Below are 15,056 nucleotides of genomic sequence, written 5' to 3'. Positions count from 1 at the left end.
TCTGTGGATTTTTTTATTTCTAAAAATCCATAATATATCTATTTCTTTGATCTTCAATAATTTTATCATCAATAGAAATGTTGAATTCTTTTGATGAAGCGTCATAAAATTTTACTTTAGCTTTATGTATTTTTCCTTTTTTGAAATAAGGATATGCATAAATTAAAATTTCATTGGGTTTGAGTTCGAAATAGGTGTAAAAATTTACTCTAGTTCCGCAAATCATATAATTACTGTTTCGAAGATAATAGAAATTTTTTAGGTCATTATCAAAAGCATAAAAAGCTACACCTTTATATTCAGTTGGGATTTTTAAAGTTTTGTTAGAAATATTCTTGATGAAAACAGGAAAAGCTTTGAACGTTTTAAATTGATGAGTTATATAATCTTGCTTATAAATAGGGATGGTATCTTTTTGTTTTACAATGATTTCAAGGTTTTTATTTGTTAAAGAATCATAAGGTTCATTTTCTTTAGAAAAATTAATTTTCAATAAATTTCGTTTAAAATATGGTTTTTTACTTAAATAAATAGAGTCTATTTCTTTATTATTTTTTTCATTGTAATATTTCTTATTGATTTCATTTGGTGGAGGAGGTGGCGCTGGAAGAATACTTTCATAATATCTCACATCTATTTTTGGAATAATTTTTCCAACATAGATTAAATTATTACCTCCTAAATTACCATCTTCGTTAAACTCCTGAATTTTCATTTTGGTGTTTTTTGGATAAACCAAAGTAATATCATCTGCAAAAGTTTTTTCTTGACAACTGATAATCAGTAGTGAAACGAAAAGAAGATTGTATGCTTTCATTCTATTATTGTTCTATATATGCTTCATATTGATTTTTTATAATTTTATCATCAATAGAAATATTAAATTCTTTTGATGAAGCGTCATAAAATTTTACTTTAGCTTTATGTATTTTTCCCTTTTTGAAATAAGGATAAGCGTAAATTAAAATTTCGTTGGGTTTGAGTTCAAAGAATGGATGATTTTCGTTTCCAGACCCTTCAATCATATATTTGCTATTTCTTACCGATTGCCATTTATTATTTTCGTTTTTAAAAAAAAGAAATGAGAATATCGTAGTAACAGGAATTTTTAAAGTTTTAGAAGAAATATTTTTTATAAAAACTGGAAAAGCTTTATACTTTTTTAATTTGTTTTCAAGGCCATTATTTTTATAAAGAGGGATAGTATCTTTTTCTTTTACTATAATTTCAAGATTTCTCGAGTTTAGTTCTTGAGACATTTCTTTATAATGGGTTTCTCCTTGTTGTAAATTTTGTTTTCTAAAATATGGAAATAGATTTGTGTAATTTTTCTCAGTTTCATTTATTTCAATAGGAGGAGCGCAACAATTTTCATAATATTTTACCTCAATTTTTTTATTATGTTTTCCAAAATAGATTATTTCTGTTCCAAATTCATTTAAATCTTCATTAAACTCCTGAATTTTCATTTTGGTATTTTTGGGGAACTCCAAAGTAATATTATCTGCAAAAGTTTTTTCTTGGCAACTGATAATCAATAATGTAACGAAAAGAAGATAGAATGTTTTCATTGTTTAGTTTTATCAAAGATATAAAATTAATACCTTCGTTTAAAATTTCTATTCAATGAAAAAAATCACGCTACTTTTTCTCGTTCAGACTGTATTTTCTTTTGCTCAAGATTTCAAAACTCCTTACGAAAAAGGCAACGGAAATCAAACCACCACTTACGAAGAAATGGTGAAATTCTATGACGATTTAGACAAAAATTTCGAAAGCATTTCTGTAGTACAAAAAGGAAAAGATGACAACGGAGAACCAATTAGAGTAGTGATTTTCAATGTTTCTAAGACTAAAAAATTTACAGTTTTAAATCCTGTAATTCTCATCGATAATGGTATTCATCCTGGCGAACCAGACGGAATAGATGCTACAATGATGCTGATGCGAGATTTGGCTTTAGGAAAAATAAAAATTCCTCAAAACACCAAAGTTGCTGCAATAGAAGCGTATAATATTTCGGGAATGATGAGAAGAGGAAAGTTCTCCAGAGCCAACCAAAACGGACCAGAAGAATACGGTTTTCGTGGGAATGCCAGAAATTTTGATTTGAATAGAGATTTCATTAAAAATGATACAGAAAATGCCAAGGCTTTTCAAGAGGTTTTTCATTGGTTAGAGCCAGTTTATTTTATTGATAATCACGTAAGTAATGGTGCAGATTATCAGTACACTTTTACCTATATTTCTACCAATAAAGAAAGATTAGGAAGTTCTCTCGGAACGTATTTTCACAAAGAAATGCAACCGAAATTGATAGCGAATTTAGAGAAAGAAAAAATATTGTGTGTTCCTTACGTTAATATTCACGGAGATACACCAGACGAAGGTTTTCCAGCGTTTATGGATTCTCCGAGATATGCAACGGGTTATACCACGCTTTTTAATGTGGCAGGAACTGTAGCAGAAACACACATGCTAAAACCTTACAAAGACCGTGTAAAAGCTACTTACGAATACATGAGACATTCCATCAATTTTGTAGATGAAAACTACATGAAAATTGCAGAAAAAACGATGGAAGAATTTACCAATTATTTACCGAAAAAGAAATATACGGTTAAGTGGAAATTAGACAGCACCAAATACAGTTTTATAGATTTCAAAGGTTATGAAGCAGGGAAAAAGCCAAGTGAAATTTCTGGGAAACCAAGACTTTTTTACGATAGAAATAAGCCTTTTACCAGAAAAGTAAAATTCTTTGATACTTATAAATCTGATAAAGAAATTGTAATCCCAACTTATTACGTAATTCCAAAATCTGAAGGAAAAATCATCGAAAATTTAGAAAGAAATAAAATAGAAATGAAACCTTTGTCAAAAGACACTTTAATCTCTGTAGAATCTTATAAAATTATAGATTTTAAAAGCGTAAAAAACCCTTACGAAGGTCATTATTTACATTTTGACACCAATGTTTCTAAAAAAATAGAAACGCGTCAATTTAAAAAAGGAGATTATTTGGTTTCAACAAAACAACCTGGCGTTAAATTTCTTTTGGAAACGCTAGAGCCAGAAGCAATAGATTCTTATTTTAATTGGAATGAATTTGATGGAATTTTGAGCCAAAAAGAATATTTTTCCGATTATGTTTTTGAAGAAACCGCAGCAGAATTATTAAAGAAAAATACCGCTTTGAAAGCCGCTTTTGAGATGAAAAAAGCCGTAGAAAAAGATTTCGCCGAAAACGGGGCTGCTCAGTTAGAATGGGTTTATAAAAACTCCGAATATTACGAAGGAACGGTAAATAAATATCCTATTTACAGAATTTTATAAAAAGTAAATCCTCAGAAATTTCTGAGGATTTGTTTTATCTAGGAAGTCCAGCTTTTTTGGCACTTTCTGCACGTTTTATGGCAAGACCTTCTTTCCAATCCATGTATTTTTTCTTGAATTTTGATTTCATAATGTCGTCAAATTTTCTTTGAAAGGTAAGATTCCAAAGAGAATGAGCTTTTACCGCCCAAGATTTGTCCCAAGCTCTAAGAGAAATAGAGAAACTTCCGTCTAAATATTTCATCCAATGCCACCAACCTGTCGGCATAAAAAGAGTATCGCCGTGTTCTAAGAAACATTCTATCCCTTCAACGCCGTCTAATGCAGGAAATTTTTCGAAATCAGGGTTAGAGATATCATAATCTTCTAGCGCATAAGTGGCATAAGGAATTTGGTATAATCTTTCCTTCCATTTATAATCAAAAAGCAAAATATGTTTTCTTCCGTTGAAATGCGTGTGGAAAATGTGCGCCATATCAATATCAAAATGCAAAAAAGTTACAGAACCTTTTCCTCCGAAAAACATATTGGGATATTTGTCTAAAAAACCGCCCATCAGTTCTTTTGGAGAAAGGTAGTCTTTCAATAATTTTGGAGCGTGTTTTATTGGGTCGAATAAGAAAATTCTTAAATCTGTAGGGGTATTGCGGATGAGTTCTACATAATCTGCAAATTTCATCTTAGCAGCAGAAGCATTAATTGGTGCAGAAGGGTCTGCTTTAGAAGAATCATAAAGAGGAACTTCTACATCTCCAACGGCTTCTTTCATGTAATCTAAATTCCATTTTTCGTAGGCTGGCCAGTTTTTTGCCATTCCGCGGATAACAACAGGAATTCTTGGTTTTAAATATTTTTCTTCAAATTCTTCTTTCGTAATATTTTCTACTACATCTATCGGTTTAAGAATCAATGCCATTTTCTATAATTTAAGACTGTTTTGCAAAAATAATTAATATTTGCGTAACATTCACTTTTTTGATTTTAACCTTTGTCTATAATTGTTATCTAACCTCATGTAACATTTAGTAAAAAACTAATACTAACTTCTTAGTGATAAAAACTTAACTTATGAAAAAAATTGCGTCTTTAGCATTCTTATTATTTTTTACAACTCTAATTTTTGCACAAAAAACCATTTCAGGAAAAGTGTATGGTGACGATAAAAAGCCATTGCCAAGCGCAAGTGTAACGGTGGAAGAAGTTGGGAAAAATGCTATTCTTTCTTATGCCATTACAGATTCTAATGGGAATTACAAAGTAACTTTTACTTCTGGTGATGCCAAAATTAATGTAAAAGTGAAAGCCTTTAACCACAAAACCATCATCAATCAATACGAAAATGCTACTCAGACGCTTAATTTTACATTAGAAGAACAAGCTACTGAGATAAAAGAGGTGAAACTTAAAACAAAATTGGTTACCAAACGTGGAGATACCATTTCTTATGATTTAAAATCTTTTGAAAGCAAAGCAGACCGTACTTTGGCAGATGTACTAAAGAAAATGCCAGGTGTAGAAGTAAATAAAGATGGAACTATTCTTTATCAAGGTGAAGCGATAAATAAGTTCTACGTAAACGGGAAAGACCTTATGGAAGGTGGCTACGGAACTATTAACAATTCTTTGCCAAAAGACGCTGTTCAAAAAGTGGAAATTATGGAAAATCACCAACCGGTGAAAATTCTTCAAGATAAAGTAGCTTCAGAAAATGCTGCCATTAATGTTAAGTTAAAAAACTCTGTTACTATGACTGGTAGAGGAGAGGCTTCTCTTGGTGTTGAACCGGGTCTTTGGAATCTGAAACTTTCGCCAATGTTATTTACACCAAAAGTACAATGGGTTCTTAATTATAAAACCAATAACGTAGGAGACCAAGTAGAAAAAGAAGGACAAATGTTGGCTTTCGGAAGTAGATTTGAAGGCGTTAGAAGAAATTTTTCGGGTAATTCTTGGCTTAATGTAGAAGGAGCTGCAACGCCATCTAATGTGCCTGTTAACAGATATTTATTTAACAAAGTTCATTATTTTTCGGCGAATTTGTTAACGAATTTATCAAAAGATTGGGAGTTTAAAGCGAATACCAATTATACCAATAACGAAGTAGAAAGAGAGAGCAACGAAACCAGATATAATGCAGATGGTAGTTTTTATAATTACAGTTACAAATCGAATACATTTTATACCAACCAAGCAAAAGGAGAATTTATTTTCTCTAAAAATGCTAACAAAAGTTTCTTTAAAAATACCACTACTTACAACGGACTTTGGAATACAGATGTAGCCACTGCTTTTGACCAAATTAATTCGGCTCAAAATGCAAAGCAAAGAAATACTTCTCCGTCTAATAGTTTTCAAAACTCATTAAGTGCCATTATCCCTTGGAAAGAAAAATTGGTAAATGTGATGTCTTTTGTAAGTTATAGAGACGACAATCAAAGTTTAAGCGTTTCGCCGGGAGCGTATGTAACCAATATATCGCCAACCGCTGACGAATTTAATCAAAATCTTAATCTTAAGACTTTTGAAACTACTAATTCTGCTTCATTAGCATTTTCTAAAAGCGGTTTTACCATTACGCCAGAAGTTGGGATTAATTATACTTCAAATAATTTATTAACAGATACTTATGCTATAAATGGAGGTGTTTCTAGCGGAATGAATGGTTACACAAACGATTTAAAATTCCAAAAAATAAATCCTTATGTACAAACTACTTTTAATTTCAAAAAAGGTGGTTTTGAAGCAAACCTTACATTTCCTATCAATTTTAATAAAATTACAGCAGAAGATGCAACTAATAATGTAGATAAATCATTGAACAAAACTACTTATGAACCGAGATTATATGCAAAATATGATTTAACTTCTTTTTGGAAAATTTCAGGATTTGGTGGTCTTAGCAATGCTTTTGGTAGTGTTAATGATATTTACGGAGGTTATATTTTATTAAATCCTAGAAACGTTACCAAGAAAGAAACAGATATACAACAAAGTAATTCTAAGTTTGTAAGTTCTACTTTAGAATACAGAAATCCACTTAACAATATATTCTTTAATATTAATTATGGTTATAATACCAGAACAAGTAATATTATTTTTAATACTTCTTATAACGGATTGCAAACTACAGTAGTTGGAGAGAATTTAGACAATACGTCTTCTAGTAATTCAGGAAGAGTAGAATTAGGAAAATATTTTCCTAAATTTAAAACCAATGCTTCTGTAAGATATGGGTTAAGTGAAAGTAAATATCTACAAAAAATTCAGGACCAACTTCAAGACATTAAATCAGCTTCTAATACTTATAGCATTAAATTTAATAACAATTATTTTTCTTGGCTTAGTGTAGATTACAACGCTGGATGGACACTCACTAACAATAAAACGTTTAAAAATAAAACAAAATTATTCAATCATAATCTTTCGGCGTATATCTATCCTATAAAAGACCACACTATTGGATTTACTTGGGACGATCTTCAGTCTAATATCAACAATGTTACAAGACGTAATTCTTTCTATGATGTTTCTTACCAATATTCTTTAACAAAAGAAAAAATGGATATAGAACTAAAAGTAGTAAATATTGCTAATACCAACAGTTTCCAAACAATTGGTTTTGATTCTAATTTAAATCAAACTGTAGTAAGCAATATAAATATTAGACCTAGACAAGTTTTATTAACCGTGAAATTTAATTTTAAATAAAAAACTTAGAAAACTACACAAAACGCAGTATTAATTTATTGCGTTTTTTTATGATATTTTTCCAAAAAAAATAAATCGTTTTATAATTTTTTTATCTTTGTTATAAACATTGCAAAAAAATAGAATTATCAACCTTAAAAAACGTCTTTTATTACCATTATGAAAGGGATTTTAAAAATCTATCATCCAGAAGAAACCCTTAAGTACAACATCCAAAGCACATACTGCAAAGCAGTGTATAGCAACTCTAAAAATTTGTTAGAAGTAGAAGTCATTACAGATGACTCTCTAGACCATGTTGATGATGACTCTCTACAATACAATTTTCCGCAGCTTTCTTTCGATGTTTTCGATTTTCCGATAGATACTAATGAATTAGAAGGAAAAACCTTCAAAGTTGAAGATACAGACGAAGATTCTTATACCGAAGTAGATCTTTATGATGACGAAGAAGCTTTTCTCTACGAGAATGAACTCTCTTTTTCTAAAGACGAAGACGATAATCTTCAATTGATGTGGCAAGGTAAAATAGATGATTTTTACACTGGTTCAGACGAACCTTTGCTCTTCAGAATGAAATGTCATTTTAAACAAGATGATATAGAAATTGAAGATTAAAGCTCTGTTTTTTAGATATTCTCAATAATTTCGGATTAAGAAAACAGCATTTTCTTTTTGTATTTTGAAAGATTATTCTTTCGAAACATTATTCTTTTAAGGAAAAATCAATAATTTTTCCTTAATTTTATCGTTAATAAAAGGTCTAAATTAAAATTTCACAAAATGTTTTTACAAGCCAATACAATAGTTCCAAATGCAGCTACACAAAAACAAGTTTTTTCGCTTTGGGACGTTCTTTTTAGTGGAGGAATCATTGGAAACACCATTATGATTGCTATTTTTCTTCTTGGGATTTTAGCGTTATACGTTTTTTTCGAAAGATATTTTTTCATCAAAAGATCGTCTCAAGAAAATCCTAATTTTTTAGAAAACATAAAAGATTGCATCCACGATGGTAGAATAGAATCTGCAATAGACCTTTGTCGCAGAACAGATTCGCCAGAATCTAGAATGATAGAAAAAGGACTTACCAGAATTGGAAGACCTATTTCTGATATTTCAAATGCGATGCAAAATCAAGGTCAGTTAGAAGTTTCCAAATTAGAAAAAAATCTAAACATTTTGGCTTCCGCTTCTGGTGCAGCACCAATGTTGGGCTTCCTAGGAACAGTAGTGGGAATGATTATGGCATTTTTCGAGATTTCTAATGTTACGGGAGCTGTTTCTCCTAAACTTTTAGCATCAGGAATTTATACCGCAATGGCAACTACCGCAGTTGGGCTTTTCGTGGGCATTCCGGCGTACTTTTTCTACAATATTTTGGTAACCAAAGTAGATAGATTGGTGTTGAAAATTCAAACTCATGTTAATGAATTTTTAGACACCTTGAACAAACCTCTTTAGTTTAACCTAATTCTCTCTACCTTAACCTTAAATTAAATGGAATTAAGAAGAAAAAATAGAGTAAGTGCCGAATTTAGCATGGCTTCAATGACGGATATTATTTTTCTGTTGTTGATATTTTTTATGATTACGAGTTCTGCTATTAGCCAAAGTGCAATAGATGTTAATTTACCAAAAGCCGCAGCGCAAGATCCTAGTGTAACAGATCCTACCACAGTTACTATAAATGCCGATGGAAAATATTTTGTAAACGATTTAGAAGTTCCAAAAGAACAACTCGAAGAAAATATTGTGAAATTGGTTGAAGGAACATCTAACTCTACTTTTACCATAAGAGCAGACGAAAATACCAAGCATAAAGATGTAGTTTTTGCCATGGAAATAGCTGAAAAACATAAGTATGGCTTAGCAATTGCAACTACTCAAGAATAATTAAAGTCAACGGTTAATCATTTTACCATATTTTGGAAAATACAATTCAACATACAAGAGAAGAAAGAAAAGACCAACTGAAAAGTGCCATTCTCACAGCACTTATTTCTGCATTGTTGTTTCTTGTTATTTTTTATTATCAGTTTGTAAGAGAAATTCCAAAAGAAGAAAAAGTAACCACTATGCTCATTAATTTTGGAGACAATAGAAATGGAAACCAAGCTGAAGAACCAGCCAATCAAGATGGAAGTTTGGCGTCATCTGATATTTATATTCCAGAAGAATTGAAAACTCCAGAACCTCCAGTTGAATCCGTAACAGAAACTCCCAAAACAATTGAAAAGCCAGCAGAGAAAATTGTTACTGGGAAATCTGAAAAAGCAACCATTGCAAAATCTGATAAAAAAGAAAAAGTAGCAGATAAAACAACTACTGCTTCTAAAACAAGTACTTCTAAAAATTCATCAGTAGCCAATACTTCTAATAAAAAAGCTCAAGGAGACGGACAAGGAACTGCTGCTATAGGAAATTTAATTAAAGGCAGAGGTACAAAAACTGGCTCTCAAGGAAACTTAGGAACAACAGGAAATTCTGGCGACCCTTTGGGTGGAAATGGTAATGGAGATAGCAAAATAGGAGTCGATAGAAAACTTATTTCTTTTATCCCAGGAACGATGGGAAAAGGCGGAGAACAGCCTCCGCATAATTGTGCTGCAGAAGGAACCGTGAACATTGCTTATATAGTAGATAAAGCCGGAAATGTAACTTCTGCAAGAAGAGCAAGCGGTGTTTCCGACCCTTGTATTGTAACAGCCGCTGTAATTTGGGTGAAAAAATATGTAAAAGCAGAGAAATCTACATCGTCTTCTACTGGAGTTTACAAGATTACTTTTTAATAGACAAAGCTCCAGAAGGACATTTTGCTACCGTAGAAACAATCTTTTCCGATGTGGAATTTTCTACATGAACCCACGGTTTTTCTTTTGGTTTGAAAACTTCGGGTAAATTTTTTACACAATTAGCCGAGTGGATGCATTTGGAAGCTTCCCAAAGTACCGTTACTTCTCCGTTTGTATATTCTTTTATTGGGTTTTCGCTCATAATTATTGTTTTAAAAAATTAAAAAAGCACATCTTTATAATCTTCAGTTTTATCAAAAACCTTTTTAGCAAAAGGACAAAGAGGAAGAATTTTAATATGTTTTTCTCTCGCCATTTCTACGGCTTTATGCACCAATTGTTTACCAATGCCTTTTCCTCCTAATTTTTCAGAAACCCCAGTATGGTCTATAATAATTTTGTCTTCGCCAGACCAAACGTAAGTCATTTCTGCAACTACTTCTCCGTTTTCCTCAATAAAAAAAACGCCTTTTTTACCATTATCTTCTTGTTGAATTTCCATTAAATTTATTTTTGAAGTTTTTCAAATTTAGTAAAAAAGAATGACTATTTGAGGTTAAATTTTATAATGAAAATAGGTTTCCATATCTTTGAAGAAAAAATTTCGTGTTAGAAAATTCAAACAATATTTTTTCTCCAAAAACTTATCGAGAAGCTGTAGAATGGCTTTTTGTGCAGATGCCAAATTATCAAATTGACGGACAAAAAGCGTATAAACCCGGTTTGGAAAACATTACAAAACTGTGTGCTTTTTTTGGAAATCCTCAAGGAAAACTGAAAACGATTCATATTGGCGGAACCAACGGAAAAGGTTCAACAAGTAATATGCTTGCATCGGTTTTACAAGAACAAGGCTATAAAGTTGGCTTGTATAATTCTCCTCATTTGATAGATTTTGCCGAAAGAATTAAAGTAAATGGTAATAATTGTGAAAAAGAATTTGTCTTTGATTTTATACAAAAACTAAAAAAAATGCCAGAAGAAATAAAGCCTTCTTTTTTTGAATTTACCACAGTTATGGCATTCGAATATTTTCACAAGAAAAATGTAGATTTTGCCATTATTGAAGTTGGCTTGGGCGGAAGATTAGATTCTACCAATATTATAAAACCTTTGGTTGCGGCCATTACCAATATAGATTTAGACCATCAAAATATTTTAGGAAACACGATTGAAGAAATAGCTTTGGAAAAAGCTGGGATTGTAAAGCCTCATATTCCAATTATTTCTGGTGATGAGAGAGATTCTGTAAAAAATATTATTGAACAAAAAGCTCTCGAAAATCATTCAGAATTTATTGATGCTACTAAACTTTCGACCAATTTAGATACAGATTTGCAAGGAAATTATCAAAAGAAAAATATAAGAGTGGTTTTGACTCTTGTAGATGAATTAAGAAAGCAAAAAATTGAAATTTCTGAAAAATCATTAGAAATTGGACTTAAAAATGTGCAGAAAAACACCAAATTTATTGGGCGTTGGTTTCAGTTTTCAAAAAATCCGCTTATTGTTTGTGATACAGCACACAATCAGGCTGGTTTGGAGTTGGTTTTTGCTCAGTTGAATGAAATTGACAAGTTCAAGCATATTGTTCTTGGTTTTGTGAATGATAAGAAAATTGATGAGGTTTTAAAAATTTTACCCGAAAGAGCTAGATATTATTTTGTAAAACCTGCAATAAATAGAGGTAGAAATCCTAAAGAATATGAAGATTTATTAATTTCAGCAAAAATTGATTATGAAATTTTCGAAAGCGTAAATGTCGGATTTTCTGCAGCAAAAGCCCGATGTTTAGACTCTGAAATGATTTTTGTAGGTGGAAGTAACTTTGTAGTTGGAGAATTTTTAGAAAAAAATTTGTCAGAACCGCAATAAGTTGTATATTTGCACCACTCAAAACGAGAAATCGTAGAAGAGGGTTCTTAGCTCAGTTGGTTCAGAGCATCTGGTTTACACCCAGAAGGGTCGGGGGTTCGAATCCCTCAGGACCCACAAAAAAGGAAACGAAACCTTTTCAAAAATTCGGGTTCTTAGCTCAGTTGGTTCAGAGCATCTGGTTTACACCCAGAAGGGTCGGGGGTTCGAATCCCTCAGGACCCACAACTATTAAAATAAAATAGTACAAAATGCTGTAAAATGTATGTTTTACAGCATTTTTTGTTTTTATGCCGGTTCAAAAAGAGTTAAAAAATGACAATCTGAAAGTGACCTATTCAGTGACCTGTTGAAACAGGTTTTAAAGGGTCACTGGAAATTCAGGAAACCCTTTTTGACAGGCAGTTCAGAAACTGAATATCTTGTAACAGGGTTTTGTCAGGATTAATTTTAAATCTTAAAAGCCACAACAAATGAACAAGACATTTAATTTACTATTCTATGTAAAAAAATCAAAGATCAATTTTTTAGGAGAATCCCCTATTTATTTAAGAATTACTATTGACGGTAAAATCTCCGAAATCAGTGTAAAACGAACTATATTACCTTCAAGATGGAATGCTAAAGCGCAAAAGGTTAGTGGTTCTTCAGAAGAAAGCAAATCCTTTAACTTCTATCTCAAAGCATTTGAACAAAAAGTTTACGATACCTATCATGAATTAATAAGAGATAAAGAATATGTGACCTGTGAAAGCTTGAAAAATAAGTTATTGGGAAAAGGTGAACACATAAGAACACTCATTCCCATTTTTGAAGATCATAACAATAGAATGGAGAAGCTAATAGGTAAGGAATTTGCACAAGGAACACTGGAACGATATAATATAACGTTGAAACACACCAAAGAATTTCTGAAATGGAAATATAAAATTTCTGACATTGATATTCTAAAGATAGATCTTGCCTTTCTTAATGATTTTGAACTGTATCTAAGAACGGAAAAATCTTGTAGCAATAACTCTGCGGTAAAATATATTAAGAAGAATCTCGGGAAAATTATTAGAATTTGTATTGCTAATGGTTGGTTAAGCAGAGATCCCTTTCTTAATTATAAATCTACTTTTAATGAAGTTACAAGAACCTTTCTGAACGAACAAGAGATTGAACGTCTTTTCAATAAAGACTTTAAAAATGAACGCCTTTCCCAAGTTAGATATATATTTCTATTCAGCTGTTTTACAGGTTTAGCTTATATAGATACTCAGAAATTAACCAATGATAATATAATCATAGGCTTAGACGGGAATAAATGGATTTATACAAAACGCCAAAAAACCAAAACAACTTCCAATATCCCCCTACTCCCTCAAGCTGAGCGAATTATTGAGAGATATAAAGACCATCCTATCTGCTTAAATAGTGGAAGACTACTTCCTGTATTGAGCAATCAGAAAATGAATGCCTATCTGAAAGAGATTGCAGACATGTGTGATATCAATAAAGAGCTTACCTATCATATTGCAAGACATACCTTCGCCACTACAATTACCTTGTCTAATGGAGTTCCTATAGAAAGTGTAAGTAAAATGCTTGGTCATACCAATATTAAAACTACGCAACACTATGCAAAAATATTGGATAAGAAAGTAAGTGAGGATATGTCAGCTTTGAGAAATGTTCTGCAAAAGAAAGAAGAGCTGAGAAAATTGGGACGAAGTGTAGAAATATGAATAAACTTTATAACAAATGGAAAGAAGAATAACTGCACATAATAATAACCAGAGTTTCGTTGGGCTTGCAAAGCTAACAATGAAATTCTTGTTGCCCTTCTAGGTTCTCTTCTTAGGCGGGGTTGCTTCGGGAGCTCTTTTAAGCCTTATGGGTTTATCGTAAAAAGTCTTTAAAGATATTGAAGAGACTTCTAGAAAGGTCTCTTTTTTTGTGAAGCAGATTCATTTTTTATTAACTTTACAAAACAAAACGAACGCTGTGCTAACTCAAAAAGCATTTTTGCAAAATTTTCCCATGGAATAAAACTTTGCAAATCCGCCGAGTGGTTAGTGGCAATTTTTAAGACAACCCATACTACAATTAAACATCAAAAAAATGGACGAAGAAAAATTTGAACTATCACATATAACCAAACCAGAAATTACCAAACTAAGTGTTTCTGAGCTATTAAACTCTATCCGACCAATTTGGAAAGGAAGAAAGTTAATTCAAAGAGTAGAAGTACTATTACCAGTTGATCCAAGCAGTGCATGTCAGAGACTTTTCAATGCTTCAATACACGACTTAAAAGAGAAAATTATTGTAATGGGTGCAGACTTAGCAAAAGAAGTCGCATCCAACTATAAACTGCCAGCCGTTAATAATGATGATGATATTCTTAATTACAACGTATCTAAGACTATCGACTTGTCGTATAGAATTGGTCTGTTAAGTAGAGCTGAATGGCGAAGAATGCATCGCTGTTATGAAATCCGAAGAGATTTGGAACATGAGGACAACGAATATGAAGCAGTTCTTGAAGATTGTTTTTACATTTTTAAATCAACAATTGACACTGTTCTCTCAAAAGACCCAATTAAACTTCTAAAAATCACTGATGTTAAACAGATAGTTGAAAATCCGACAGAACTTACAATCTCGGAAGAGTTCTTAGAAGACTATAAAGGGGCTCCGATACTTAGACAAAAGGAAATAGCCCAATACCTAATTGCTGTAGCATACGACCCAAAACAACCCGACATTGTTAGGGAGAATTGCGTGGAAATGATGAGACATGTTGGCGAAATAACGAATACGCAAGTCATCATAGACACAGCGAAAATTCTTGAAGATAGATTAGGACGTAATCCAATTGACTTAATCACTGCCAAATTAGGTCATGCTACAAGTGCTTCCGGATATTTTAAGAAAGTAAAGCTTAAAGATTTCTACAATCAATTATTAAGTGAGATAAAAGCTGCATCAAGTGATTGGTCAGAGCAAACAAAAGTCATGGTAAAATTTGAAGACATAGGTGGCTTGAGATATTGTCCAGACGAGCTTTATTATGACATTATGAAAGAACTTGCTTTAATCTATATAGGAGAAGAGAGTTATGGCTATTACAGAAATACAAGAAAGGTATTTTACAGCAATAGTGCAGCTCCAATAGTTTTCAGGCTATTACAAGACGAAGGCAAAAAAATTATTCCTCATTTAGAACAAATGCGTGACAAGAGCAAGAGAATTAAGTATAGAATAAGCAATATTTATATCCAAAGACGCTTTGAACAATTATTGGACATATATCCTCTTGATGAAGAATAAAACTACCGCTAATAACCAAAGTTT

General features: G+C 31.8%; 14 protein-coding genes and 2 tRNA genes. 11 read left to right on the top strand and 5 right to left on the bottom strand.

The window, feature by feature from the left end:
- Positions 1-19: 19 nt before the first annotated feature.
- Together QM746_RS02075 and QM746_RS02070 are read right to left on the bottom strand one after the other, a co-directional pair.
- Positions 20-817, bottom strand: a complete 798-nt coding sequence (locus tag QM746_RS02075) for a hypothetical protein (RefSeq protein ID WP_414982693.1) — start codon at positions 815-817, stop codon at positions 20-22.
- A 4-nt stretch (positions 818-821) separates the two neighbouring features.
- Positions 822-1,571 (bottom strand): hypothetical protein, encoded by a 750-nt coding sequence (locus QM746_RS02070; RefSeq protein WP_414982692.1) that lies wholly within the window; start codon positions 1,569-1,571, stop codon positions 822-824.
- A 55-nt stretch (positions 1,572-1,626) separates the two neighbouring features.
- Here QM746_RS02070 and QM746_RS02065 point away from each other — a divergent pair, with 55 nt between their 5' ends.
- A complete protein-coding gene (locus QM746_RS02065) occupies positions 1,627-3,336 on the top strand; it encodes a M14 family zinc carboxypeptidase (protein ID WP_414982691.1) in 1,710 nt (569 codons plus the stop codon).
- Positions 3,337-3,370: 34 nt separating this feature from the next.
- Here QM746_RS02065 and QM746_RS02060 read toward each other — a convergent pair whose 3' ends face one another.
- Complete coding sequence (locus QM746_RS02060; RefSeq protein ID WP_414982690.1) at positions 3,371-4,252, bottom strand: cupin-like domain-containing protein; 882 nt, start codon at positions 4,250-4,252, stop codon at positions 3,371-3,373.
- Between the two features lie 152 nt (positions 4,253-4,404).
- On the opposite strand from QM746_RS02060, the gene QM746_RS02055 reads away from it, so the two are divergent.
- The 5 genes from QM746_RS02055 to QM746_RS02035 all read left to right on the top strand — a co-directional run bounded on the left by QM746_RS02055 (position 4,405) and on the right by QM746_RS02035 (position 9,836).
- The gene (locus QM746_RS02055; protein WP_414982689.1) at positions 4,405-7,044 is read left to right on the top strand and encodes a carboxypeptidase regulatory-like domain-containing protein; all 2,640 of its coding nucleotides are present in this window, start codon (positions 4,405-4,407) and stop codon (positions 7,042-7,044) included.
- A 159-nt stretch (positions 7,045-7,203) separates the two neighbouring features.
- Positions 7,204-7,662, top strand: a complete 459-nt coding sequence (locus QM746_RS02050) for a hypothetical protein (protein ID WP_414982688.1) — start codon at positions 7,204-7,206, stop codon at positions 7,660-7,662.
- Positions 7,663-7,827: 165 nt separating this feature from the next.
- On the top strand, positions 7,828-8,508 hold the full coding sequence (locus QM746_RS02045) for a MotA/TolQ/ExbB proton channel family protein (protein WP_414982687.1): 681 nt from the start codon (positions 7,828-7,830) through the stop codon (positions 8,506-8,508).
- A 36-nt stretch (positions 8,509-8,544) separates the two neighbouring features.
- Complete coding sequence (locus tag QM746_RS02040; RefSeq protein WP_414982686.1) at positions 8,545-8,940, top strand: ExbD/TolR family protein; 396 nt, start codon at positions 8,545-8,547, stop codon at positions 8,938-8,940.
- A 32-nt stretch (positions 8,941-8,972) separates the two neighbouring features.
- The gene (locus QM746_RS02035) at positions 8,973-9,836 is read left to right on the top strand and encodes a ferric siderophore ABC transporter substrate-binding protein (protein ID WP_414982685.1); all 864 of its coding nucleotides are present in this window, start codon (positions 8,973-8,975) and stop codon (positions 9,834-9,836) included.
- Here QM746_RS02035 and QM746_RS02030 read toward each other — a convergent pair.
- Positions 9,826-10,041 (bottom strand): (4Fe-4S)-binding protein, encoded by a 216-nt coding sequence (locus tag QM746_RS02030; protein WP_414982684.1) that lies wholly within the window; start codon positions 10,039-10,041, stop codon positions 9,826-9,828. The two genes, QM746_RS02035 and QM746_RS02030, sit on opposite strands and share 11 nt — an antisense overlap.
- Before the next feature lie 18 nt (positions 10,042-10,059).
- Positions 10,060-10,341, bottom strand: a complete 282-nt coding sequence (locus QM746_RS02025; RefSeq protein ID WP_414982683.1) for a GNAT family N-acetyltransferase — start codon at positions 10,339-10,341, stop codon at positions 10,060-10,062.
- A 176-nt stretch (positions 10,342-10,517) separates the two neighbouring features.
- On the opposite strand from QM746_RS02025, the gene QM746_RS02020 reads away from it, so the two are divergent.
- The 5 genes from QM746_RS02020 (at position 10,518) to QM746_RS02000 (ending at position 15,032) form a co-directional block, all read left to right on the top strand.
- Positions 10,518-11,714, top strand: coding sequence for a bifunctional folylpolyglutamate synthase/dihydrofolate synthase (locus QM746_RS02020; protein ID WP_414985111.1), 1,197 nt, complete (start codon positions 10,518-10,520; stop codon positions 11,712-11,714).
- A 41-nt stretch (positions 11,715-11,755) separates the two neighbouring features.
- Positions 11,756-11,831 (top strand) — tRNA-Val (locus tag QM746_RS02015).
- 32 nt (positions 11,832-11,863) lie between these two features.
- Positions 11,864-11,939: transfer RNA gene (locus tag QM746_RS02010), tRNA-Val, on the top strand.
- A 248-nt stretch (positions 11,940-12,187) separates the two neighbouring features.
- Positions 12,188-13,444 carry a site-specific integrase gene (locus QM746_RS02005; protein ID WP_414982682.1) on the top strand — a complete coding sequence of 419 codons (1,257 nt, stop codon included), beginning with the start codon at positions 12,188-12,190 and terminating at the stop codon, positions 13,442-13,444.
- Between the two features lie 376 nt (positions 13,445-13,820).
- A complete protein-coding gene (locus tag QM746_RS02000) occupies positions 13,821-15,032 on the top strand; it encodes a hypothetical protein (RefSeq protein WP_414982681.1) in 1,212 nt (403 codons plus the stop codon).
- Positions 15,033-15,056 lie beyond the last annotated feature (24 nt).

The organism is Cloacibacterium sp. (assembly GCF_047601505.1).
Classification (GTDB): domain Bacteria; phylum Bacteroidota; class Bacteroidia; order Flavobacteriales; family Weeksellaceae; genus Cloacibacterium.
This window is presented reverse-complemented; position numbering and strand designations above follow the sequence as displayed.

Excerpts from the sequence above, each read along its gene's own strand:
- QM746_RS02050 (WP_414982688.1), top strand. The coding sequence starts at position 7,204 with ATGAAAGGGATTTTAAAAATCTATCATCCAGAAGAAACCCTTAAGTAC.
- QM746_RS02005 (WP_414982682.1), top strand. The coding sequence starts at position 12,188 with ATGAACAAGACATTTAATTTACTATTCTATGTAAAAAAATCAAAGATC.
- QM746_RS02075 (WP_414982693.1), bottom strand. The coding sequence starts at position 817 with ATGAAAGCATACAATCTTCTTTTCGTTTCACTACTGATTATCAGTTGT.
- QM746_RS02040 (WP_414982686.1), top strand. The coding sequence starts at position 8,545 with ATGGAATTAAGAAGAAAAAATAGAGTAAGTGCCGAATTTAGCATGGCT.
- QM746_RS02055 (WP_414982689.1), top strand. The coding sequence starts at position 4,405 with ATGAAAAAAATTGCGTCTTTAGCATTCTTATTATTTTTTACAACTCTA.
- QM746_RS02070 (WP_414982692.1), bottom strand. The coding sequence starts at position 1,571 with ATGAAAACATTCTATCTTCTTTTCGTTACATTATTGATTATCAGTTGC.
- QM746_RS02065 (WP_414982691.1), top strand. The coding sequence starts at position 1,627 with ATGAAAAAAATCACGCTACTTTTTCTCGTTCAGACTGTATTTTCTTTT.
- QM746_RS02020 (WP_414985111.1), top strand. The coding sequence starts at position 10,518 with ATGCCAAATTATCAAATTGACGGACAAAAAGCGTATAAACCCGGTTTG.
- QM746_RS02030 (WP_414982684.1), bottom strand. The coding sequence starts at position 10,041 with ATGAGCGAAAACCCAATAAAAGAATATACAAACGGAGAAGTAACGGTA.
- QM746_RS02060 (WP_414982690.1), bottom strand. The coding sequence starts at position 4,252 with ATGGCATTGATTCTTAAACCGATAGATGTAGTAGAAAATATTACGAAA.
- QM746_RS02045 (WP_414982687.1), top strand. The coding sequence starts at position 7,828 with ATGTTTTTACAAGCCAATACAATAGTTCCAAATGCAGCTACACAAAAA.
- QM746_RS02025 (WP_414982683.1), bottom strand. The coding sequence starts at position 10,341 with ATGGAAATTCAACAAGAAGATAATGGTAAAAAAGGCGTTTTTTTTATT.
- QM746_RS02000 (WP_414982681.1), top strand. The coding sequence starts at position 13,821 with ATGGACGAAGAAAAATTTGAACTATCACATATAACCAAACCAGAAATT.